This window comes from Chryseolinea sp. H1M3-3 (assembly GCF_029360725.1).
Lineage (GTDB): Bacteria > Bacteroidota > Bacteroidia > Cytophagales > Cyclobacteriaceae > Chryseolinea.
Genome location: NZ_JARKMY010000009.1, coordinates 200,457 through 224,261, shown reverse-complemented (window position 1 = coordinate 224,261; position 23,805 = coordinate 200,457). Strand labels below are relative to the sequence as shown.

The following is a 23,805-nucleotide window of genomic DNA, read 5'->3' as shown; positions in this document are numbered from 1 at the left end:
GGCAAGGTTAAAAGTATTTTTCAAATTAGATTATGTAGTTGCAAGGACAAGCTATCCAAGGTAAAATTTGACGCGATAAACGTAATTCCTGATTATTCAAACTTTATATTTAGGAAATTGACTACTGAAAGATTCCGTAGACGATATTCAAGCAGCGCATTATTCAACATTACATTCACATACAATGCGACCCAATGCCATACACAATACGATTGGCTGATGGTTCAAATATTAAACAATTAGCCAAGCTACCGTCCGGAAATAAATATTTTTATTAGGAAAAAAGCAGACCTGAATAAACCATGTTAATATGCATTCAAATGGGGACGAATATAAAAAAATGAAACAACCGCTACCTTGAAATGAGAAACGTAATTCTTTACTGATCATGAAAAACTTGATACCCCTAATCCTTGCCACATGGGTAACCCTATCGTCGTCAGCAATCGCTCAGAAACTGGCAGACCCCATTCTCTTGTGGCCGAACGGTGCGCCTGGTGCAACAGGCACCACAGACGAAGACAAACCAGCGATCATACCGTTTATTCCCGAGCCATCTAAACGCAACGGTGCGGCTATATTGGTCGTGCCTGGAGGAGGGTTCACCATCCGCGCCGTGGACCACGAAGGCGTTCTGGTAGCACAGTGGCTGAAAGATCATGGCATCACAGCATTTGTGCTGCGGTATAGGCTAAGACCACTTTATACGCGAACGGATTGGGTGAAAGACGGACAACGGGCAATGCAATACATACGCTCGAATGCGCGTGATTATAACATTTCTCCCGAGAGGGTAGGCGCGATTGGCTTTTCTGCTGGCGCTAATTTAATTGCTGACATGACATTGAATGCGATACCTGGTCAAGGTGGTACGACAGACCCCTTGGATCGCTTTTCAACAAGACCTGATTTCATGATCCTTGCATATGGAGCCCTGCAGATTCCTTCAAGTGTTGATTCAGCTACAGTTGCCAATTTACCGCCGACGTTCATGTATGGTACGGCCGAAGATAGGGGAGCAACAGCCGGTATGGTAGAATTGTATCACCGCATGTTCCGCGCCGGTGCACCTGTTGAAGCACACTTCTTCCGTAACGGCGTGCATGGATCAGGCTTTGCTATTGGTGATCCTGTTTTAGGAACATGGACAGCGCTACTGTACAACTGGATGGCTGCAGGCGGATACCTGACCGACAAACCGCAGATCGCCTTGTCAGGTGTAATTAAACTCGATGGCAAACCACTCATAAAAGGCATGGCCATTTTAACACCTGTCAATCGACCGGAAGCTCCACCCGTTGTAATCTACATGAACAATACCGGTACGGGTGAAATGGGAAGATTTACCATTCCTGCGAATCAAGGACCGGTGGAGGGGAAGTACCGCATCGAAGTGAGACAAGATGCTACGCGCTGGATAAGCAACTCACGACATCCATTCATGATTGAGATGATGGCCAAACAACGCGATGGCACCCTTACTGAACAAGACAAGCGCGCATGGGGAGAGTTCCTTCGAAAACGGGACCTATCGCCCAGCATTGATAATCAGCACGTATTCGCACGGCAACGTCCCAATGATAAAAGTGATTATGTCGTCGATATTAAAAAGGGAGAGGAGATGGTAATTGAGGTGTTTAGCAAGTAACAACTTCGGTTCCGTCATGCTGACTACAACTTTCAATTAACTAGTTCCCCAGGCTAGCTAACAACCGCGCAATAAAATTTTTCTCCTTAAGGAAATTTGTTTGTCCTATTGCCTCCGTCAAGAAAGTACGGGCTATTGCATCACGGCCTTCAAGATGGTGTAATTTTCCTAAAGTCAAATTGAATAAGTAATACCGGTTGAAAAATGAAAGACGCTGTAGTTCTTGCAGTGTTCTGAATGCGTCTTCCTTTCTGCCATCATAATAGAGCGCGACAGCGTAACTTAACCGGATAAATGGATTCGGATTGTTCTTCAGTAAGATAGCATACATTTGCGTGATGATTTTCCAATCTGTTGCTTCAAACGTAGGCGCCGTACTGTGGAGGTATGCAATATAGGCTTCGAGGTGATAACTCGATAATGTTTCACACTGTGATTCATTCAAATAATGATTTCCTAGTGAAATCAAGTTATGATTCCATAGCGTACGATCCTGGTTTTCCAATTCCACCAATTCACCATTCACGTCAAACCGAGATTTGAAACGGGCACTGTTAAATAACATTAGCGCATGAAGCGCAGCTGTTTCTTTGTTGCCCAGGCCGTTCTCCATCAATGCTCTGTTCAGCAGCAAAGCCTCCTCGCAAAGCTCTTCCCGTATCAGTTCGTTGCCCCACGATGACTTGTAACCTTCATTGAAAATGAGATAAATTATTTTGTGAACCGTTGGAAGTCGCCGCTTCAGTTCTGTCAACCGTGGTTCCTCCAACAATATTTTTTCATCTTTTATTTTCTGGCGTGCGCGGACGAGCAACTTATCCACACTGTCAAGCGTCATCGCCAGGCATTTGGCGATAGCTTCTACTTTCAGGTTTATCACATACTTCAACGTTGTAACGATCTGTATTTTAGGCGCAAGGTCCGGATGGGCAGCGGCAAACAGCAACGAGAGTGTGTGATCGTCAAGTACCGATTCAGTGAAACGAGACTCCACCGTCTGAATCGGCGTGCGCTCCGACAATCCTTCCATCCGACCTTTGCAGCGGAGCGTATTGAGTGCTTTGTTCCTGCACACTTTGAAAATCCACGCGGATGGGTGGAGTGGGATGCCGTTTTGTGCCCAATGAGAAAGTGCCACTGAAAACGAATCCTGTACAATATCTTCCGCGGTCGCCGGGTCAATGTCACGCGATGAGTAGAGCAAGGACGCAACAAGTTGCCCGAAACGTTCTTTGTACAATTTGTCAACGGCGCGCTGGAGGGTATCCATCGGAAACTTCAACTTTAGGAATTTTTGAAAAACTCATCTTGGTCTTGGAACAGAAATGGCCTGATTTCTATGATGGCAGCACCCGATGCAACTAGGGGATTGGTCTGAGCAATAGAAACAGCTTGCTCAAGGTTTTCCGCCAGGATGATATCAAAACCACTGATACCCTCTTTTGCTTCAATGAAAGGACCATCCGAAAGCACTTCATTTTTTGACACATACCGTCCTGTCACTGCCAAGGCCTCACCGGTAACATAGTTACCCGATTCAGCAAGGGAACGTAGCCATTCATGGGGAATTGGTACATTCGAAAGTCTTTCCTTATCGGTGAGTTTACCAATTTTTTTTAAGTCTTCACGAACAATGAACATAAATCGTTGCATAATGAAATCAAATTTAGTTTGATGAAATATTTATAAAATTATTAACATACCGAAATTCCATTTAAAGCCCGTCGTTGGAAAATCTGCCCATAGTGGTAAAACACCCTGGGTAAAAACGGTTAATGGAAGGTTGATGTGTTTAATGTCTAAGGCGCTGGCGGCAAAAAAACCATCGCTGTTACTATTGAAGTTGAAATAGAATAATTGAGGCTTTAGATTGAAGAAGATCTTTTCCCTGATGTGCACCGCAGTGAACTCCCCGTGTATATTAAAAAAATTTCCCGACAATGTTCCAGGATCACACCCGTTAATGTTCATAAACAAAAACCCCAGATTCCAGCCGTTAGATTTATACGTAACAGCAGCTTCAAACGTCAGGTTGCGTTGTGTACGAATAATCTTTTCACCTGAACCTAACGTTTCGTATTCGAAAAACAGGGAAGGATTCACGCCAAGATTAGCTTTCCATTTATTTCGGTCGAATACAGTAAACCTGAACCAGTTGTTGGTCATCCACGGTTTACCATTCATCCCCACCGCGACATCCGGTTCAAAGCTAAACGCTTGTTTTTTGACGGTTAAAAAACCAAAGACAATTGGACTATTAAACGAGAATGCAGGTACGGGTGCCAGTCCGACGTTGGACACCTGTAATTTAGCCGATACACGCACATTGGAAGTAGTATCGTGCAAAACATATCCATAACATGGAATGATGTTTGAAAGCGCGAAGACAAACAAAAAAAGAATTCTCATGCGGGTAAGACACGCTCATTTCAGAAATCCGGACATCGGTTCGAATTTATTTTTGCACAGACACTGTCGGCACATTATTATTAGTAAGCACAACCACCAAGATACTTTAGAAAGACGAGAGCGATAATGGGAATAATGGGGTGGGCTTAAACTAGAGGAATCCGGTAGAAGGGAAGCATCTCGTTTACTATCGGGTGGTGCTTTATTTAATGAATTTGCCCTTTTACTATTGATTGTTTATCGAATAACCTTTATCCTGCATCAATCTTTTTAGTGGGGAAGCTCCGTACGATGGATACTCGAGACATACCGTACAATAATCAGACGATCAACGATGAATCCGTTATCAGCTTGGAAAATATTGCTCAAGGCTATGGCGACAAACGGGTCTTAGCAGACATATCTTACAACTTTCAAAAAAATAAAATCACCGCTATTCTCGGCAAAAGCGGGAGCGGGAAAACAACATTGCTGCAAACCATCAACGGTATGGTGAAACCTAAGAGCGGCATTGTTAAACTGTTTGGGCAGCCGATCCGCTATGAATCCATTCATGCCACAAGACTGAAGATCGGCTATGTCGTACAGAACATTGGTCTGTTTCCACATCTTACAATACAAAAAAACATGAGTGTGTTAGCGCATATCGCCAAGGCGGAAACGAAGTCCATTGTGGCCCGAATAAATTACCTGATGGACTTAGTGCAACTTCCTTCCACATACTTAATGAAATATCCTCATCAGCTTTCGGGTGGAGAACAACAACGCGTAGGGCTGTGTCGCGCGATGTTTCTTAATCCCCCCGTGCTGCTGATGGATGAACCGTTTGCTTCGCTGGATGACGAAACCAAAGGTTCTATTTTTCAAGATATGTTAAAAAGTCAAAAAAATGAACCGCGTACCGTAGTGCTGATTACGCACAACAAGCAGGAAGCCTTAACACTTGCCGATTACTTCGTTTGGTTAAGGGAAGGAAAGATAGTCAGGCAGGGCGACAAGGAACAACTGAAGCAGTTACTTTCTGAAAACATCGATCTATGAGGCTTATATTCCTGTTATGCTGCATGCTCACTTTCCGGGTCTCGCTTGGTCAACAAACCATCCGGGTAGGAGCAAAGCATTTTAACGAAGGGTATATTTTAAGCGAAATGATCTCTCAAATACTCGAAGCGGGTGGCTATACCGTTGATCGAAAATTTAATCTGGGAGGAACAATGGTAAGCTTTGAAGCACTTCGCACCGGCGCGATTGACGTATATCCGGAGTACACTGGAACCATTGCTGCAGAAATACTCAAGTCCGAACGGTCTGCGCCTTGGGAAGTTCTCAGTGCGCAACTTCTCAATAAGTTCCAGTTGGAGATTTCTCCTCCTTATGGTTTTAATAATACGTATGCATTGGTAATGTCTGCTGAATTGTCGGAGCGATTAAACGTTGAAAACATTTCAGATCTTAAAAATCATCCCGGACTAAAAATCGGCGTAAGCTATGAATTTTTGGAACGAAATGACGGCTGGAAAAACCTTGCAGTTGCTTATGGGCTTCCTCAGCAGGCGATTGGCCTGGAACATGGTTTGGCCTATCAGGCAATAATTGAAAATAAGATCAACATCACGGATGCCTATGCGACCGACGGTGAAATCAATCATTACAAACTCGTGCTTCTGAAGGATGATAAAGAATTCTTTTCAGCGTACCAGGCCGTTTCGTTCTATTCAGCGAAACTTCCGGACCGTGCAAAAAAACTTTTGAATTCCTTGTCATCGAAAATCACCGAAGCAGAAATGCAGCAACTCAATGCGAAGGCTTTATTTGAAAAGAAGAGTCATTCGGAAATCGCTCGGAGTTTTCTAATTCTAAAAGGTATTCTAAATCAAGATAGCAAATCGCAGTCACGCGATAGCGCCCTCATTCTAAAAAAAACCGGAGAACATATTACTTTAACGCTCATTGCGCTGCTGGCTTCCATCAGCGTAGCGGTACCGTTGGGAATACTGCTATACAGGTTTCCAAGGTTATCAAAAGTAGCCTTGTATTTTGCGGGAATTCTCCAAACCATTCCTTCGATCGCGTTGCTTGCGTTGATGATTCCTCTGGTCGGAATCGGAAAACTCCCAGCCGTGATTGCACTGTTTTTCTATTCCTTACTTCCCATTTTACGCAATACAGTCGTCGGACTTCATACGGTAGATCCCGTATTAAAAAATGTAGCTTCTGGTATAGGACTTAATGCATGGCAAAAATTATGGCTAGTAGAGATACCGTTATCGAAACCCATGATTTTAACCGGTATCCGCACGGCTGCCGTCATCAATGTAGGCACGGCTACACTCGCTGCCTTTATTGGTGCCGGAGGATTAGGGGAATTCATCGTAACCGGGCTGGCGTTAAACAACATGAACATGATTTTAACCGGAGCAATTCCATCAGCAATTTTAGCAATCATTACTGAATTAGTATTCGAGTTCATTGAGTGGGTAGCCGTACCCCGTCATCTTCAGCGGCGTACCCTTTAATCGTTCATCTCGGCTTCACAAAAATTACATTCGTAAAATTGTGTTTTCCGTCCCAATACTGTTTGATAATTTGAAGCCCGCTTATTTCCGCAAGTTCCTCAAGCATGGGCTGATCGTACTTGAGGGAAACTTCCGTGTGGATATATTCCCAACGGGCGAAGTGTATGTTGCGGTTCAACGCGTCCACATAAACATCCTGTTCGCGCAGACTAACCAGGTAACTTTTAGCCTCTCCTGTTTCGGGATCATATGTAGCATAGTGATCAAACTGATCCAACATAAAATTCGCCCCCAGTTCCCGATTGAGTCTCGAAAGCAAATTCATATTGAACCGTTTTGTAATACCCGTTGCATCATCGTATGCGCGACGGATCACGCGCGGATCCTTTTTTAAGTCAACACCTAAGAAAAAGAGATCATCAACATGCATGGAAGCGCTAACGTGCTTGAGAAATTCCTTGGCACGTTTGAGCGTAAAGTTGCCGATGTTGGAACCGAGGAATAAAATCACTTTTCGTTGTTCCGAACTCAGGTTGAGCTTGCTGAGCGCATCGATGTATTCACCTTGCTGCGGATAATAACGCAACGCTGGCAGACTTTTCTGTAAACGTCGCTGCAACTGTTCCAATACGGACGATGATATATCAATCGGATGATAGGAGAAATCTGTCTTCTCGGCTACGAAATGCTTTAGTAAAATTTCAGTTTTCATACCGTCACCCGCCCCAAGTTCAACCAACTGAAATGGTCCATAACGATGAAAACGTTTTAAAATATCTCCCTTGTTCATCTGGAGAATTTCATATTCACATGCCGTGAGATAGTATTCAGGCATACGCATGATCTCCTGGAATATACGATCTCCATTTTCATCATAGAAAAGCCAACTTGGAAGTGACTTACGTTCACGGAGAAGACCTTTCTCCACGACGTGAATAATATCCGACGTTACCTCAATATTCATTGTTATGGTAGATTATTTTTTACAAAGGCGTATACCGGTAAATTGCCATTGCATGGGTGGCTGAAAAAAATTGCGATAGGTTTTTCGTGCATGTCCTGGAGGTGTAGCGATGGAAGCACCTCGCAGCACCATTTGGTTAACCATAAACTTCCCATTGTATTCGCCGAGTGCACCTTCCGGTTTTGAATAGCCTGGATAAGGTAGATAGGCGCTCGCGGTATGCTCCCAACGCTGCCCCCACTGGAAATGGTCGCAAGCAGCCTCCCATTCAAATTCAGTTGGCAGTCGCATCTTGCACCAGTCCGCGTAGGCCGCTGCTTCATAATAGCTGATGTGCGTTACCGGTTCATCCAACGGCAACTCCTGTAAGCCACTAAGCGAATACCGGTTCCATGCATTGTCTATAAAATGCCAGTACATAGGGCTATTGATGCCGGTCTCCTGCAGCCATGTCCACGCATCGCTGTGCCAGTACGTGGGATCCTGGTAACCGCCTGCGTCTATAAATTGTAGATATTCATAATTCGTTACAAGAGTCTGACGTATTTCAAACGCATTTAGATAAACCTGATGCTGACTGCCCTCATTGTCGAACGCAAATCCATCGCCGGCATGGCCGATGGTGTACATTCCATCTTCAATTTTCCTGAAATAATGATCCTTCTCAAGGGAGAAAACCTCTTTAAAATTTTTCTTGTATGGTGGAAAGAGTGGATTATGACCGAGGATGTATTTTATGTCCGTCAATAACAGTTCCTGATGCTGTTGTTCATGATGCAAAGCGATTTCAATCAGATCTAATACTTCATCGCTGGCTTTCGGTATCAGCGTGAGCATGTGTTCATCTACGTGCTGCCTATACGCAAGGATTTCATCGACTGTTGGCCTCGACATATTTCCACGTTGTGGTCTTAATACCCTATCGCCCAAACTATTGTAGTAGCTGTTGAAAAGAAAAGCGTAGCGCGGATGAAAACGTTGATAGTCCGGGGAATATTTTGCAAGGATCATTTCTTCCAGAAACCAGGTAGTGTGTGCCAGGTGCCATTTTGGTGGGCTGACATCTGCACTTGGCTGTACCACATAATCTTCGGTGTACAATGGCGTGCAAACCGAAATGGAATGCTGTCGCACTTTATTATATTGATCGATCCTCGAATAAATATCCACGGAAGAAGAGCGCGTGACGGGTGTCGGTGTAGCTAAATCATTCATAAAAGATTAACCAAAAATTATATAGGATAGTTTAACCAAAAACTCAGAACAATCGATATTGTTTTTTGATTGAGGGGTTAAAACCAATTCAATTTTTATCCTTTTTGCAGTAGTAATCTTTTTCTGTTATTATTATCGAAAATCCCCTTATCAATGGCCAAAGAGCTCTTTCAAACGTTGAAAGCCGTACCGGAATTTGCATCGGTCCCAGATCAGCAGATTCAATGGTTAGTCGACCATGGCACGACGCGAACGTATGCGGATGGAGAAAAAGTCTTTAGCCACGGTGATATGATCGACAGTTTTCAAATCGTGCTGGAAGGAGGCGTTACATTGTACATCAATCAGCCCAATGGCCGTCGGAACCTGGGAACCTACGAACCACTGGATATCTTAGGGCGCCTTCCGTACTCACGAATGAAATCGGCTGTGGCTGAGGGCATTTCGGAGGGGAAGTCAATTTTGTTTTCACTTCATCGAGACAACTTTCATGATCTTATCTGTCAATGTCACGATATCACCGAAGTGCTTGTCCATAACATGACTGATCGTGTGCGTAGTTTCACCAAACAACAGCTTCAAAATGATAAGATGATGGCGCTTGGCAAATTATCCGCAGGACTGGCGCATGAATTGAATAATCCGTCAGCCGCGGTAGTGCGAAGTGCGCAAGAATTAAAAAAACATTTGTCTAGTACTCCGGAAAATTTTAAACGCGTTATTAAAATCCAGGCTAATGATGAAACCGTTGACCAGGTTAATGACTGGGTCTTCTCAAAAATAAAGAGTCATGACGCGATACCACTTTCTTTAATACAGAAGACGGCGCTGGAAGATGAGTTAACAAGTTGGCTTGAAGCTGCCGGAATTTCAAATCCTTACGAGCTAACTGAAACGCTGACCGACTTTGCCGTTTCCGTTGATGATCTTGATCGTCTTAGAAGTTTGCTTCGGCCGCAAGACGTAGCACCAGTGATCGGTTGGATCAACCAGGTACTTACCACTGACAAATTAGTTTGTGACATTGAACATGCATCTAAACGCATCAACACGCTGGTAACATCCATAAAGGGCTATACGCACATGGATCAGTCTACGGAAAAGCAATTGGCCGATATCCATTCCGGCATCCGGAATACACTGACGATGCTTGGACATAAGCTGAAAAAAGACAGCGTTAAAGTCGTTGAGAACTTTCAGGTGGATTTACCGCGCGCTAGTATTTTCATCAGTGAAATGAATCAGGTCTGGACGAATCTCATTGACAACGCTATCGACGCCATGGAAGGAATTTCAAATCCGGTGCTGGAAATCAAAACATCAAAGGATCGCGAGTTTATAAATGTGTCCATCATTGATAATGGCCCGGGTATTCCAGCGGAAATCGAGGATAAAATATTCGATCCGTTTTTTACAACTAAACCGATGGGCAAAGGTACTGGATTGGGTCTCGAGGTTGTGCGCCAAATCATCAATCAGCATAATGGCAAAATTGAACTGCATTCAAAACCAGGCAGAACAGAATTTAGAATTTGTTTTCCGATTAAATAACTATGAATAAACCGATACTCTTAGCTGTGGATGACGACGCGCAAGTGCTGCGCGCCGTGTCTCGGGATTTGCGAAGTAAATATGGAAAAGAATTTCGCATCCTCAGCACTACATCGGCCACCGAAGCACTTGAATCGCTGAAAGATTTAAAGAATAAAAATGAAGTCGTCGCATTGTTCTTGTCTGATCAACGAATGCCAGAAATGCTGGGCGTAGATTTTTTGCAGCACGCAAAAGAACTTTATCCCGATGCACGTCGGATTTTACTTACAGCGTACTCAGATACCGATGCAGCTATCCGTGCGATCAACGATGTCCAGTTGGATTACTATCTTATGAAACCTTGGGATCCACCGGAAGAAAAATTATTTCCGGCGCTGGACGAACAATTGGAGGAATGGCAAAGTAATCACGTGCCACCGTTCCAGGGTATACGCATTGCCGGATATCAGTGGTCACCACGATCGCATCAAATAAAAGATTTCCTTTCCGGTAATTTAATTCCATATCAATGGCTTGATGTTGAAAGCAATGAAACAGGGCGCGAGTTGGTCGAGCTTAACAAAATTGACACGAAAGAATTGCCGGCAGTTTTTTTTGAAGATGGATCATTCCTGCTAAATCCAAACCTGCAGCTGGTAGGAGAGAAAACAGGCATGCGGTCGAAGGCATCGAAGACGTTGTACGACGTAACAATTATTGGCGCTGGACCTGCAGGATTAGCCGCTGCTGTATATGGTGGGTCGGAAGGTTTGAATACCTCAGTGGTCGAAAGACGTGCTCCCGGCGGACAAGCGGGCACCAGTTCACGAATTGAAAACTACCTGGGATTCCCTAATGGATTGAGCGGTGCTGAGCTTTCACGCCGCGCCATTTCGCAAGCCGTCCGTTTTGGTGTCGAGTTACTCACCCCACAGGAAGTGGTCGATATTTCTTTAAAAGATAAATATAAAATAATCACGCTTGTTGATGGTAGCGTAATCAATACGCGGAGTGTGATTATCACGACCGGTGTAGACTACCGTTCATTGGATGCAACGGACGTCGATAAATTTACCGGTGCTGGGATTTATTATGGTGCGTCGACCACCGAGGCGCATGCTTGTCGCGAGCGAGACGTTTACATCGTCGGTGGTGGAAATTCTGCGGGACAATCGGCAATGTACTTATCGAACTTCGCAAGGAATGTTTTCATTGTCATCCGCAAGAGGGATCTGTCGTCGACCATGTCACAATATCTCATTGATCAGATCAACAATACGCCCAACATTCATGTGCTGGGCGAAACGATCGTGGGGCAGGTATATGGCAATGAAAAATTAGAGGAGATCTGTTTGGAGAACATGGTCACAAAGTCACGGCGGCAGGAAAAAGCCTCTGCATTATTTATCTTCATAGGTGCCAAGCCAGTGACCGATTGGCTTAAATTGGACATTATAAAAGATGAAAAGGGATACATTGAGACCGGCCGCGATCTTTTCAAATACGAGTCGTTTAAGAAAGCATGGAAATTACAACGCGAACCCTATTTGCTGGAAACTTGTAGCCCAGGGATTTTTGCGGCCGGAGATGTGCGCGCAGGTGCAATGAATCGGGTGGCATCGGCCGTAGGGGAGGGTGCGATGGCTATTAAATTTGTGCATGAATATCTGGCCGAGAATTAACCGAATGTGGTGAAGCATCATTACAGAAATTATTGATGAGCACCTACCAATGGGAAGAATTTGTTGCCTTACATGATGAGTCCTGCAGTAGACAATTAAAGAACGCGTGTAAATTTGAACGTAAGAATTTAGTACGATAAGAAATGGAACCAACATGTGAACATCTCGAAAACTGGAAAGACATTAAGAAAGCCCGCATGCACGAGTGCGAAGAATGCGTAAAAACCGGATCGAGGTGGGTGCATCTGCGGACCTGTCAAACATGCGGCGTCACGTTGTGCTGTGATTCGTCGACCAGTCGTCATGCCTCCAAACATGCTGCCGCGTCCGGTCATCCTGTGGCCATCTCGGCGGAACCAGGTGAACGGTGGGCCTGGTGCTATGTTGATGAACAATTTATAGAATATTAAAAACCTGACCCTGTAAACAATGATTGTTTATGAACCTAATAAGAATTGGTTCCGGGATATAGGGAACCTGGCTAAGAGCTGGACCATGCAAAAAATTCTGCGCGGAGTTCTACTCATTGGTGTTGTCGCTACGGCTATTTGTATCATTATGTATCGTTACGGATTTATGCCGCATCTGCACTCCGGAATCTTTTCTTTGCTGGGGATTGTACTAAGCATTGTACTGGTCTTTCGCACCAACACCGCTTATGACCGTTGGTGGGAGGGCCGTAAGCAATGGGGAAGTTTAGTAAACAATACACGAACCCTAGCAACGTTGTTACATGCCTGTTTACCGGCAACCGATAAAGAGAATCGTTTCTATTTTGCCCGGCACATCTCTAATTTTGCCATTGCATTGAAAGAGCATCTACGCAAGGGCGTGAAAATGGACGAACTGGTACATCTGCAAGCGGAAGAAATTGAATCTTTAAATCGTAAGCAGCACAAGCCCAATTACATTGCTTTGCTGATATATAATAAAATACGCGTCGTCTATGGTGCCGGAGCATTAACAGATGCTGACCTAATCAACATCAAACCGCAATGTGAAGCTTTGATTGATATTCTGGGAGCTTGCGAGCGTATTAAGAAAACACCAATACCGTTCAGTTATTCTGTGTACATCAAGATATTCATTTCTTTATACGGATTAATTCTGCCATTTGGATTGTTCAGTGATTTTGGTTTTTACGCAATACCGCTGACCATGTTTATTTTCTTTGCCATGCTTGGCATCGAACTGATGGCCGAGGAAATCGAAGACCCTTTTGGTTTGGATTGCAACGATCTGCCTACCGGGGATATTGCGCTCACCATCAAGAAGAATGTCTTCGAAATATTGGAGCAGGAAGTGGTGAAGGAACCCGCAGCCGTTGAGATTTACACGAAGGTATTCTGAATCAGGTATTGGAGTTATCAGAATCAAAACAACGCAAGGTCATCATTATAAACTTTAGCATGCATCGCCGTTCACAATTTCTCCGTGTCCTCCTCGATGTAACGTCCATTAATTTTAAATTAGGATCTGACTAACAAGTAGCCCCATGATATTTAAACTTTCTGATCTTGAAGGTATAAAAGCAGGAAAAATTACACTTGCATTTCGAAAATGGAAGAAGCCTACAGTTCGCAAAGGGAGCCTGATACGGACTGAAATTGCAGTGGTCGAAATTTCTGATGTGTCCGAAATATCGTTGACCGGCATAACGGATAGAGATGCCGTTAGCGCAGGATTCGATAGCGCGGAAAGCCTGTTAAAATCACTTAACAAGGTAAATGAAGGAACGATTTATAAAATAAAAGTACACTACTATTCCGAAGACCCCCGCATTGCCTTGAGAGGGCAAACTACACTCACCGAAAACGACTTTCAACTACTGAAAAAGAAGTTGGAACGTCTGGACAGTCATGACAAAGCAGGTCCATGGACCCTGACCGTCTTGAAGACCATCCGCGACAACCCCAAATTAAGGGCCGCAGACTTGGCGGATAAATTAAATAGGAAAAAGGATGAATTAAAAATAAATATCCGGAAGCTAAAAAATCTCGGACTCACCACTAGCCATGAAGTTGGTTACACGATTTCCCCGCTTGGAGAGCATTTTCTTAACAGGCGCCATGGCTGAATTGTGGAAACGATAATGTAATTTTAGTAGTGCATCGAAACTACATTTCAATTATTTTTGCACCTTTTTCATTTTTGCCTGTTTGAACTGCATCACTTAACCAAACATCAAAAAAGTAAATCATGCAACAGGAATATATCCAGATCCGCGGCGCTCGCGAGAACAATCTCAGGGATGTTTCTCTTAAAATTCCAAAGCGAAAGATTACCATTTTTACAGGTGTATCCGGTTCGGGCAAATCCTCAATTGTTTTTGATACCATTGCGACGGAAGCTCAGCGACAGTTGTATGAGAACTTCAGCATGTTCGTCAGGAATTTTCTGCCGCGTTACGCGCCTCCACAAGCTGACGCAATCGAAAATTTAAGTATGCCTATCGTGGTAGACCAAAAAAGGCTGGGAGGTGGTTCAACATCCACGGTTGGGACTATTACTGATATTGCGCCGGTGTTGCGACTGCTGTATTCGCGTGTTGGAGACCCGCATGTTGGATATTCCAATGCTTTTTCGTTCAACGATCCACAAGGAATGTGTCCCGAATGCAACGGCCTTGGAAAAAAGATGGGTGTGATTGCTGACAACTTTCTGGATCTCAACAAGTCACTAAAAGAAGGTGCCATACAAGTACCCGTATTTGCTTCCTGGGAAAATGCGATGTATGCAAGCTCAGGGCTTTTTGACTTGAACAAAAAACTGCGCGACTATACAAGGGAAGAAATGGACCTGTTGCTGCACAGCGGACCTCGTAAGGTGAAGATGAATTTCGGTGGCGGAATCATCAACGTCACGTTTATGGGCATCGTTGAGAAGTTTACGAAAGCATACATAAAAAGAGACCTGAAAACACTTTCAGAACGCACACAAAAGAAAGTAGCTCCTTACATCGGAATGCAACCGTGTCCGTTATGCAAGGGAGCAAGGCTAAGTCAGGCAGCGCTGAATTGCAAGATCGAAGGACTAAACATTGCCGAACTTTCTGCGATGGAAATCACGGAACTGATTAATGTTCTGGAAAAAATAACAGCTCCCATAGCTGTACCGATGTTAGCTACATTGAAGGAGCGGCTGCAGCATCTTATCGATATTGGTCTTGATTACCTTAGCCTTGACCGGGAGACAAGTACGTTATCGGGTGGTGAATCACAACGCATCAAGATGGTGAAGCATCTCAGCAGCAGCCTTGTCGACGCCATGTATATTTTCGATGAACCCAGCGTTGGTCTACACCCGCGCGACGTGCATCGACTCAATGAGTTATTGCAGAAACTGCGCGACAAAGGTAATACGGTTATCGTCGTAGAGCATGATCCTGATGTGATCAAAGTTGCCGATCATGTCGTTGACGTAGGACCACGCGCCGGTAGCGGTGGTGGGAAGATTGTCTTCGAAGGCAGTTACAAAGAACTTCTAAAAGCTGATACACTTACGGGGAAACATATGAAACAGACTGCGCTGCTCAAAGATCGTTTCAGAAAATCTACCGGTGTTTTGTCAATCCGGCATGCGAAGGTTAATAATCTTCAAGACGTAAGTGTTGACATTCCTAAAGGTGTGTTCACGGTTGTGACAGGCGTGGCAGGTTCGGGAAAGAGCTCACTCATACATCAGGCGTTTTTAAAACAACATCCCGATGCAGTAGTGATAGACCAGTCGGCGGTGGGAACATCCTCGCGGTCGAATCCTGCAACCTATACTGGCATCATGGATGACATCAGGAAAGCCTTTGCTGCAGCCAACAAAGTTAGTGCTTCACTTTTTAGCTTTAATTCCGCAGGGGCGTGTGAAAAATGTCAGGGTGCCGGAGTAATGTATACTGATCTTGCTTTCCTCGATGGCATCAAAATGCCTTGCGATGTCTGCGAGGGCAAACGATTTAAGGAAGAGGTACTAGCCTATGGGTTGGACGGGAAGAATATCGCCGACGTCCTGGATTTAACCGTTCACGAAGCACTTGATTTTTTACAGCAAAAGGAAATACAAAAAAAGTTACATGCTATGCGTGATGTTGGACTCGATTACTTAACGCTTGGACAACCTTTGAGTACGTTGTCAGGCGGGGAGTGCCAACGCATCAAACTTGCCAGTGAATTGTATAAAAAAGGCAGTGTCTATGTACTGGATGAACCAACCACCGGCCTACACATGTCGGATATCAACCATTTGCTTTCAATTATCAATCGGTTGGTGGACGCCGGTAATACCGTCATTACCATTGAGCACAACATCAGCGTTATCAAAAATGCTGACTGGATCATTGATATGGGTCCGGAGGGTGGGCATAAAGGCGGCCGCGTGCTGTTTGAAGGAACTCCGAAAGATTTGAAGCAAGCAAAAGATTCCCTCACAAGTGCTTATTTGTGATCTGTACTGTAAGAGAATAGGCTTGAGATCGTTTGTCAGGCCAGATATTATGCCTGGAAACGCAAGTAATCTTTAATGCGATTAATACTTTACAAAATTAGGTGAGCGTAGGTGGAATGGAGTTTATGTGAACAGTTGACTTACTCTGACAAAAAAATGATAAGCAATAAAAAATGAATGTGATCATCGGCATGCTCACATTCATTAATTACATTATCTTCAAAATCAATTACTTGGCTTGGCTCCAGGGTGGGGTGATACCATTCATGCGCGCATAAGCTATCAATTGGCCGAGGTGTTCATTCGAGTGGCCAAGAGCGATCAGAACAGCCGTCATACTAGTAAATTCGCCTGGAAAGGGAAATTCTACTTTGTTTGAAAGAGACGCATCCTTGGTGTTTTTAATGGCACCAATAACCATTTCGTACGACCGTTTGAATTCAGCTTCAATCGCAGCTTTTGTTTTTAAATCTTTCTCGATGGTTTCCATTTTAACGCCCTCAGGTATTTTTCCGCCAAGCTTGGAGCCAAAGAAATAATTCGCTGAAATAATATGAGCGCAAACTTCAGCTATCGAACGCACTCCTGCTTGCGGCGCCCATGAATATTTGTCAGCGGGAATCGCTTGCGCAAGTTGCATTACCTGGCCTGATACATAAGTGAGCGATCCCGAAGTTTCTTTTTGAAACTGACCTTGACAAAAGCCCTGTAGCGAAACCAACAGGAAAGCAATAATTAACAATTTTTTCATAAGTGGTTGGGTTTATTTTAAATAGTTAGCATTGATCGAAAGTTAAAAAAAAAATCAGTGGACTTATCCTATTGAAAAAAATTCTACCGAAAAAGGTAGACACTAACTCTCTTCATTAATTTGCTGTGACGGATTGCAGCATAAGCAAGAGTTAGCAGCACAAGCCGACTAGAAATTCGAACGAATAGCTACTACACCAAAGACGGACGGTCAGTTAACAATTAGCAATTGTTCTTTTATCCACGAATACGCTTCCTCCTGGCTCGAGAAAACACCTAGATGCACGTTGTAATCCTGAAATTTTTGTTCGGCATCGCGCTTGAAATTTTCCATTGGATAATCTGCAAAGATGCTTTCTCCTAAAATAACTGCGTGGATTTTTACATGTGCTTTAGCAAATAGCAAGTCCTCCCATTCCTCTACCAACCAGGTTTCCATTTGTTCATCAAGTTCGCCAAGTTGTGTTGTATCGGCCAACCAGGCAAGGTTCTGAAAAGATTTTCTTAGCGCTTTGTATTCTTCCAACACTTTAAGCAATTTCAATTTGAATTGCTCACCTGGTGGCGCTTTCTTCCAATAGTGCCTTAGAACGGGTAATGAATCATCCAGTTCACATGAGAGAAACTCATTTTCAAATATGCTTATAACCATACGACAAATTTACAACATTGTCACCAGCGAGCCGGCTGCCGGCATACAAATTAGTGAAGAACAAATTAAGTGGCGTAAGCTGCTAACATGCAAACCAGCTTTGTTGTTATTTGCAAGTAAGAGAGGATGAAAGAGCCTGGGAGCGACAAATCAAAATTCATGCACAGATTTGCTTTTATCAACCAACCCACGGAAATTTTTATCGCAATTAGCTATTAAAGCATACCATTTAAATGTGTTACCGATGATTAAGAAGAAGAAGTTTAGATTGTTCATCTCAGGATTAGTTATACTGTGCCTTTCTTCACTTTGCCTGAGTGCGCAGAATCTCAGTGGTGCATGGAAACTGATGAACATCAATGGAAAACCTTTTGCGGAAGAGAGCATCAAAATTTACAGTGATGGGTATTTTATGGTTGGCGTATACACGGCAGAGGGTTCTTTTGTGAGAGCAGGCGGAGGTAGCTTCAAAACCAATGGCACAGAATATACTGAAGTGCCGGACTTCTATACCGACGATAGTACGCTGGTGCGCAAACCCTTGACTTATTCGTTCTCACTTAAAAAGGATGAACTCACCCTTTCGTCGGAAGGACAAAAAGAGACATGGAAGAAAGTGGACGATACATCCTCTCCAGTAAGTGGTGCCTGGCGTTTTGGTGCTCGTGTGAATGATGAAGGGGTAGCGGGCCAACGCCGCGGACAAGACTCACCACGCCAAACTATGAAAATTCTTTCCGGTAATTATTTTCAGTGGGCAGCCTTTAATTATGAAACAAAACAATTCTCCGGAACCGGTGGCGGCAGTTACAAGCTCCAAGGCAATCAGTATACAGAAACTATTCGCTTTTTTTCACGCGACAATTCCCGCGTAGGAATTTCACTTACGTTTGAATGTAGACTTGACGGAACGGACTGGTACCACAAGGGTAAAGGAACTACAGGAAATCCTGTAAGTGAGGTCTGGGAAAAAGTGAAGTAAAGTTAAATTTACGCTGCGGCCTATCGAGCTTCCGATATGTTGAACTCCACGCTTGATCGAAGTTTTACTAGCACCGAAAACATCTTACAAGTTGATCAACAACATCCACAAAGGAAGTCTCCGATTGTTGAGCCGTTCCCACTCTGACGTTGTGATGCGTCAACCCGCGCAACATTTCCGGGATCTGAGGCACGAACGTTCGACCATGCTGCACTTGTTGATTTGAAAGCTATTGATTTGATCATGCAGGCCTTCGCTGGCGGAGTCTTTGCAAATTAAGACCCTAACGCTCAATTCCGGCCGACAAAGTCGCCGTACCAAGATTCGATTTTATCCATTGAAGGGTAAGCTCCATCAACGATTACCACCTGATGTCTGAAAGTTACTGAGTCGCCTTTCTTTAGCTGAAAATTGAACTGCTCTTTTCCATCCGTGTAGACATTGCTGCCGAAGTGATTCACGCTGTATAATCCATAATCGCGCGCCATCCAATGCGGAGGATGGTTAAGATTATCCGGGTGATCAAAAATGCAGATAGAGATGCTGTCCGATTTGACCACGCCAGCAAGTTGCATCCACTTAGCACGCTTGCCCCACACGTCAGGGTAACCTTCCAGTCCGTTGCTATTGCGATAATGTCCGGAAACATTCCTTCTGTCTACAACAGCTATTTTATTAGGAGTATGGTTATCGTTTAAAATAATTGTCGAATCATCAGTCGGTATTTCGAGTTCACGTCTCACCCGCATGGCAAACATGCCTTCCTTGGAGTCCTCAAACAGCACGTCTACGTTTGGTGCCGAAAAGGTAGAAGCGTGCGTGATTATCCGCCGGTTTGCATCGCCGCTGAAAATGTATTGTGTTCGTTCATTGAGCAATAAATCGTTGGTGCTGCTTCGCCATTCCTTTTTTACTTCCAAGGTGCCGGTTTTTCCAGAAGCAATTCTCAGAAACTTCACATGATTGATTCTTCCATATCTCGGGTCATTATTTTTTCTCTCCACAGAACTATTCCAAAAATCAATGCCGTTGACATCACCATGATTAAACCACAATCCGTAATGATGCGGGTGGTCTACTCGCTCCCCAACATGAGGGACAAATGGATAGCCCCGGGTAATTCTTTCTTCGCTTGCTGTGTGTAGCGGAAATAGCACAGGTTTTCTCAACAGGGTATCTGCATATAGGTAAGAGGTGAAATATTTTCCATCTACAAAAACATCAAGTTTTTGCAGCGAATCATTTTCGATCAGCGAAACATATTCAGATGAATTTTTATCAACATTCTCCTTTTGCCTACAAGCTGATATCATCGACACCGTTAACAAAACAGAAAGGACAAATTTGATAACCCGTATAATCATAATCATTTTTTAGTGATGAATGCTTAAAATAGTGTACTGCATGAGACATTATAAAATTTAATCGGTAAGCAGACTGCAGCTTTAACGTAAAGTTCTGCTTCTTTCATTTCCATATCATTATAAAATACGAGCACGGCTCATTGCTGGCATTTCGAACGCCATGCATCAATTGAGAATTGATGAAGTAGAAATCTCCAGCCGTACCGTTATATTCGGTGTTATCAATAGTCATCTCTGTTTTACCCGATAAGACCATAACGATTTCTGTTTCTTCATGTGCGTGAGGTTCATGGCTCGGGCCTTTTGTGTTTAGCTCTGTCATATGCATTTCAAACCGGTCGCACATGGCTGTTGGCCTGTCAAAATAACGACGGACAACGCCACGCGAATTTGGCTTCAAGGTAAGGGAGTCCGCGTTCAACATCAACGATCCTCCGGCAGCCTCACCCCGTGCTATTTCCATTTGCTTTTTGGATTTATACCGCATGACATAGTAGGTAAGATTACTGTTGCCGGCATTTTCTACGGAATGCATTTGCTTGGGCATTAATAAAATTACACCACCGGCACCAAGTATCACGCTGCTGCCTTCAATAATAACCTTCATAGTTCCCTCTTTCACAATGATGCATTCTTCAATATCATCGTTCGCATGGGCGGTACTCGGCTTAGCGCCAGGAAATTGTGTAGTAGCATGCATTTCCAAATAGGCGAGATGCGTTGAAGTACCTTCCAATATTTTTCGGGATTCCCTGTCTTCACCAACCTGTACCGGGTGATCAGACCATTTATATACACCGGAGTTTACTGGTTTCAATTGCGCCATAGTTGTAAAAGTGAGAAAATATGAGACACAAAATACGGCAATTTTCATATGTAACGATGCTTGATAGAAAGTGCAGAAAACTTCATTAAGATTTTATAGGGAGCTTTTCTCAACAATATAATATTTTGGATACAGCTGGAAAATAACTTATTATTTGTGCGTCCACATTTGATCGAACCGCTTACGCTGGTAGAACGGGCGTTATGATGGTGAGGCTGCCATCGTCTGTATTCGAACAGTAATGTTCGAATGCGGGTGGTTAAAGAAATTGGCAGTCCGCAAAACAGCACGGCAGTCGTTCTTTATATGATGGCAATGTTATTGTGTATCGATTTTTAAAGCCGACAAGCCATGATGTTAAATTACATTAAGATTGCAAAACGCAATCTTGAGCGCCAAAAGTTATCAGCCTTCATCAATATAGTAGGCCTTTCTTTGGGATTAGCTTGTTTTAGTTTATTCCTGCTGTATGCAGTCAACGAATTTAACTATGACCAGTTCCACTTACAAGGACCAAATATCTACCGTGTATACGACTGGTGGAAATTTACAGATCGGGAAGGCGCTGAACCTTCTTCAGCAACGCCAATCGGACCTGCGATGAAAAATGACCTGGCAGATGTTAAAAATTTTGTCCGCATTCAAGGGGGCGGAGAAGTCCTTGTGCGGTCCGAAGGAAACATACAATCATCGAAACTTTTGTTTGCTGATCCTCAGATTCTGTCGGTTTTTTCATTCCCACTGATCGCTGGCGATACAACCCATGCCCTACAGGATCCGCATAACATTGTATTGACAAGGAGCAAGGCGATGCAGCTCTTTGGAAAAACGGACGTGGTCGGAAAACAAATTGAGATTAGAGAAGACGGGCAATACAAACCTTTCACGGTGACTGCGGTAACAGAAGACATTCCAGTAAACTCGACCATCACATTCGACATGCTGGGGAGCTTTGACCGTATACTGAATACGCCCATGGGACGGGCAAGCGCCGACAGCTGGACAATGACAATCGGAATCTCCGTATACGTGCTGCTACGTCCTGGCAGTAACCTGATGAACCAGCCCGCACAACTTGCCGCATTCCGAAAGAGGTATTTTCCCAATGAAGGTGCAGATTTAAAAAAAGAGGGATTGTGGAATGGTAGTGGTGATCTGCCTACGGGATACGGACTTCAACCACTGGAGGATGTACATACCAATGTTACGATTGACCGCGGAGCGTCAGATCCCAAACATATCTGGATGCTCATCAGTATAGCGGCCGGGGTGCTTGCAATTGCCTGCATTAACTTTATTATTTTATCAGTAGGGCGGTCAGCAGGAAGATCCAAGGAAGTTGGTGTTCGCAAAATTTCGGGAAGCCGTAGAAATCAACTGGTCTTTCAGTTTCTGACAGAGTCCATGGTTTTGACGTTTGTCTCAGCGCTATTAGCCGTTGTTATCGCACAAATGTTGCTGCCTGCGTTCAACGAATTGTCCGGACGAAACCTCATCTTTTCGTTTGGTAAGTACCCGGAATTAATAGCGTTCATGCTGATAACCATAATCGTTACCGGTTTACTTGCAGGAAGTTATCCCGCGCTTATTTTATCAAGACTAAAGCCTGACGAAGTATTGAAAAACAAGATCAGACTTGCCGGTTCAAATTTCTTCACGAGGTCATTGGTTACGTTTCAATTCATGCTTTCGGTGTTGCTCACTATCGCTACGGTGGTAATCCTGCAACAACTTTCATTTATGCGCACCAAAGATCTTGGATTTCAAAAAGATCAAGTAGTAATGGTGTCTGCGCAGACCACCGATACCTACAGACAGTTCCGGCAATCACTGGAATCTCATCATGCGATCGCCGGTGTTACAGGTTCTGTGATGGGTATGGGAGCGGACGAGGGGCAAATGGGAAGAGCTTATGATTTTGGCGGGAGAAAGGAAGTGGTGATAGAATATCCTGTTGATGCAAACTTTGTCGACGTGATGGGCATGACATTAATTGCTGGCCGCAATTTCAACTCTGAACTGACTTCCGATACTGTCACTTCGGTGATTGTGAATGAGTCTCTCGTAGCAAATGCATTGAACACGACACCCACGAAGGCACTGGGAATGCAAATCCAAAACGCGAGAAAAGATCAACCTCCTAAGACCATCATTGGCGTGGTAAAGGATTTTCATTATGAGGCTTTGACGCACAATGTACGGCCCCAGCTTTTCTTGCAGCCGGCGGACTTCAAACCATCCAGTTACTTTGTACATATGAAGCCAGGCTACCCGGAAGCGCTCCACCTGATACAATCAGCCTGGAAAAAAGTAGCGCCTGATTTGCCTTTCCGATACAGCTTTGTGGACGAGAAGTTTGATGCTTTCTACAAAACCGAGGAACGGTGGGCCAGCATCATCGGCTGGGCTGGTAACATTAGTATATTTCTGGCTTGCCTCGGTTTGCTCGGACTTGCTTCTTTAGCGGCCGTGAACCGGACGAAAGAGGTTGGCATCCGCAAAGTACTCGGCGCTTCGGTTGCGAGCATAGCCCGATTGTTGTGTCGCGATTTTGCTGCAATGGTGATGGTCGCCGTTGTTATAGCCTCTCCGTTGGCATGGTACGTCATGGATAAATGGCTTGCACAATTTTCCTACAAAATTGAACTGACAGGCTGGACGTTTGCGCTAACAGGACTGCTGGTTCTCACCATAGCGATTCTCACGGTAAGCTTTCAGGCCGTACGGGCTGCCCTGGCAAACCCAGTTAAATCCTTGCGAACTGAATAATCGTGATCTGACTTAATCTATTACAGCATTCAAATTAGAATTGGACACAACAAAAAAG

Annotated in this window: 20 protein-coding genes; 11 read left to right on the top strand and 9 right to left on the bottom strand. The window is 44.1% G+C overall.

Annotated features, from left to right (window positions below):
• The first annotated feature begins 388 nt into the window (after positions 1 to 388).
• Positions 389 to 1,648: an alpha/beta hydrolase gene (locus P2W71_RS15625; protein WP_276372210.1), complete on the top strand. Its 1,260-nt coding sequence runs from the start codon at positions 389 to 391 to the stop codon at positions 1,646 to 1,648.
• Between the two features lie 40 nt (positions 1,649 to 1,688).
• On the opposite strand, the gene P2W71_RS15620 is transcribed toward P2W71_RS15625, so the two are convergent.
• From P2W71_RS15620 to P2W71_RS15610, 3 genes are read right to left on the bottom strand one after another with little or no spacing between them, the layout of a single operon-like run.
• A complete protein-coding gene (locus P2W71_RS15620; RefSeq protein WP_276372209.1) occupies positions 1,689 to 2,918 on the bottom strand; it encodes a DUF6596 domain-containing protein in 1,230 nt (409 codons plus the stop codon).
• Between the two features lie 14 nt (positions 2,919 to 2,932).
• A complete protein-coding gene (locus P2W71_RS15615; protein ID WP_276372208.1) occupies positions 2,933 to 3,301 on the bottom strand; it encodes a YciI family protein in 369 nt (122 codons plus the stop codon).
• A 30-nt stretch (positions 3,302 to 3,331) separates the two neighbouring features.
• Positions 3,332 to 4,057 carry a hypothetical protein gene (locus P2W71_RS15610; RefSeq protein ID WP_276372207.1) on the bottom strand — a complete coding sequence of 242 codons (726 nt, stop codon included), beginning with the start codon at positions 4,055 to 4,057 and terminating at the stop codon, positions 3,332 to 3,334.
• 291 nt (positions 4,058 to 4,348) lie between these two features.
• Here P2W71_RS15610 and P2W71_RS15605 point away from each other — a divergent pair, with 291 nt between their 5' ends.
• Positions 4,349 to 5,098 carry an ATP-binding cassette domain-containing protein gene (locus P2W71_RS15605; RefSeq protein WP_276372206.1) on the top strand — a complete coding sequence of 250 codons (750 nt, stop codon included), beginning with the start codon at positions 4,349 to 4,351 and terminating at the stop codon, positions 5,096 to 5,098.
• Positions 5,095 to 6,573: a glycine betaine ABC transporter substrate-binding protein gene (locus P2W71_RS15600; protein WP_276372205.1), complete on the top strand. Its 1,479-nt coding sequence runs from the start codon at positions 5,095 to 5,097 to the stop codon at positions 6,571 to 6,573. Before P2W71_RS15605 ends, P2W71_RS15600 begins: the two co-directional genes overlap by 4 nt.
• Positions 6,574 to 6,577: 4 nt before the next feature.
• Here the strand turns inward: P2W71_RS15600 and P2W71_RS15595 are convergent, their stop codons facing one another.
• Positions 6,578 to 7,537 (bottom strand): L-histidine N(alpha)-methyltransferase, encoded by a 960-nt coding sequence (locus P2W71_RS15595; protein ID WP_276372204.1) that lies wholly within the window; start codon positions 7,535 to 7,537, stop codon positions 6,578 to 6,580.
• 12 nt (positions 7,538 to 7,549) lie between these two features.
• Positions 7,550 to 8,752: an ergothioneine biosynthesis protein EgtB gene (egtB, locus tag P2W71_RS15590; protein WP_276372203.1), complete on the bottom strand. Its 1,203-nt coding sequence runs from the start codon at positions 8,750 to 8,752 to the stop codon at positions 7,550 to 7,552.
• Between the two features lie 153 nt (positions 8,753 to 8,905).
• Between egtB and P2W71_RS15585 the strand changes: the two genes are divergently transcribed.
• The 6 genes from P2W71_RS15585 to P2W71_RS15560 all read left to right on the top strand — a co-directional run bounded on the left by P2W71_RS15585 (position 8,906) and on the right by P2W71_RS15560 (position 16,404).
• Positions 8,906 to 10,303 carry an ATP-binding protein gene (locus tag P2W71_RS15585; protein ID WP_276372202.1) on the top strand — a complete coding sequence of 466 codons (1,398 nt, stop codon included), beginning with the start codon at positions 8,906 to 8,908 and terminating at the stop codon, positions 10,301 to 10,303.
• Positions 10,304 to 10,305: 2 nt separating this feature from the next.
• Positions 10,306 to 11,967, top strand: a complete 1,662-nt coding sequence (locus P2W71_RS15580; protein WP_276372201.1) for a response regulator — start codon at positions 10,306 to 10,308, stop codon at positions 11,965 to 11,967.
• Positions 11,968 to 12,110: 143 nt separating this feature from the next.
• Positions 12,111 to 12,377: a UBP-type zinc finger domain-containing protein gene (locus tag P2W71_RS15575; protein ID WP_346659962.1), complete on the top strand. Its 267-nt coding sequence runs from the start codon at positions 12,111 to 12,113 to the stop codon at positions 12,375 to 12,377.
• Between the two features lie 19 nt (positions 12,378 to 12,396).
• Positions 12,397 to 13,317 (top strand): bestrophin family ion channel, encoded by a 921-nt coding sequence (locus P2W71_RS15570; protein WP_276372200.1) that lies wholly within the window; start codon positions 12,397 to 12,399, stop codon positions 13,315 to 13,317.
• Positions 13,318 to 13,462: 145 nt separating this feature from the next.
• Entirely contained in the window at positions 13,463 to 14,044 is a 582-nt protein-coding gene (locus P2W71_RS15565) for a hypothetical protein (RefSeq protein ID WP_276372199.1), read from the top strand.
• A 122-nt stretch (positions 14,045 to 14,166) separates the two neighbouring features.
• The gene (locus P2W71_RS15560) at positions 14,167 to 16,404 is read left to right on the top strand and encodes an excinuclease ABC subunit UvrA (RefSeq protein WP_276372198.1); all 2,238 of its coding nucleotides are present in this window, start codon (positions 14,167 to 14,169) and stop codon (positions 16,402 to 16,404) included.
• Between the two features lie 229 nt (positions 16,405 to 16,633).
• Here P2W71_RS15560 and P2W71_RS15555 read toward each other — a convergent pair whose 3' ends face one another.
• Both P2W71_RS15555 and P2W71_RS15550 read right to left on the bottom strand, forming a co-directional pair.
• Positions 16,634 to 17,155 carry a DinB family protein gene (locus P2W71_RS15555; RefSeq protein WP_276372197.1) on the bottom strand — a complete coding sequence of 174 codons (522 nt, stop codon included), beginning with the start codon at positions 17,153 to 17,155 and terminating at the stop codon, positions 16,634 to 16,636.
• A gap of 210 nt (positions 17,156 to 17,365) precedes the next feature.
• Entirely contained in the window at positions 17,366 to 17,806 is a 441-nt protein-coding gene (locus P2W71_RS15550) for a hypothetical protein (RefSeq protein WP_276372196.1), read from the bottom strand.
• Between the two features lie 244 nt (positions 17,807 to 18,050).
• Here P2W71_RS15550 and P2W71_RS15545 point away from each other — a divergent pair, with 244 nt between their 5' ends.
• Positions 18,051 to 18,788, top strand: a complete 738-nt coding sequence (locus P2W71_RS15545; protein WP_276372195.1) for a hypothetical protein — start codon at positions 18,051 to 18,053, stop codon at positions 18,786 to 18,788.
• A 290-nt stretch (positions 18,789 to 19,078) separates the two neighbouring features.
• On the opposite strand, the gene P2W71_RS15540 is transcribed toward P2W71_RS15545, so the two are convergent.
• Together P2W71_RS15540 and P2W71_RS15535 are read right to left on the bottom strand one after the other, a co-directional pair.
• A complete protein-coding gene (locus tag P2W71_RS15540; protein ID WP_276372194.1) occupies positions 19,079 to 20,152 on the bottom strand; it encodes a PmoA family protein in 1,074 nt (357 codons plus the stop codon).
• Between the two features lie 103 nt (positions 20,153 to 20,255).
• Positions 20,256 to 21,026 (bottom strand): cupin domain-containing protein, encoded by a 771-nt coding sequence (locus P2W71_RS15535; protein WP_276372193.1) that lies wholly within the window; start codon positions 21,024 to 21,026, stop codon positions 20,256 to 20,258.
• 303 nt (positions 21,027 to 21,329) lie between these two features.
• Here P2W71_RS15535 and P2W71_RS15530 point away from each other — a divergent pair, with 303 nt between their 5' ends.
• Positions 21,330 to 23,747: an ABC transporter permease gene (locus P2W71_RS15530; protein WP_276372192.1), complete on the top strand. Its 2,418-nt coding sequence runs from the start codon at positions 21,330 to 21,332 to the stop codon at positions 23,745 to 23,747.
• Positions 23,748 to 23,805: the final 58 nt, after the last annotated feature.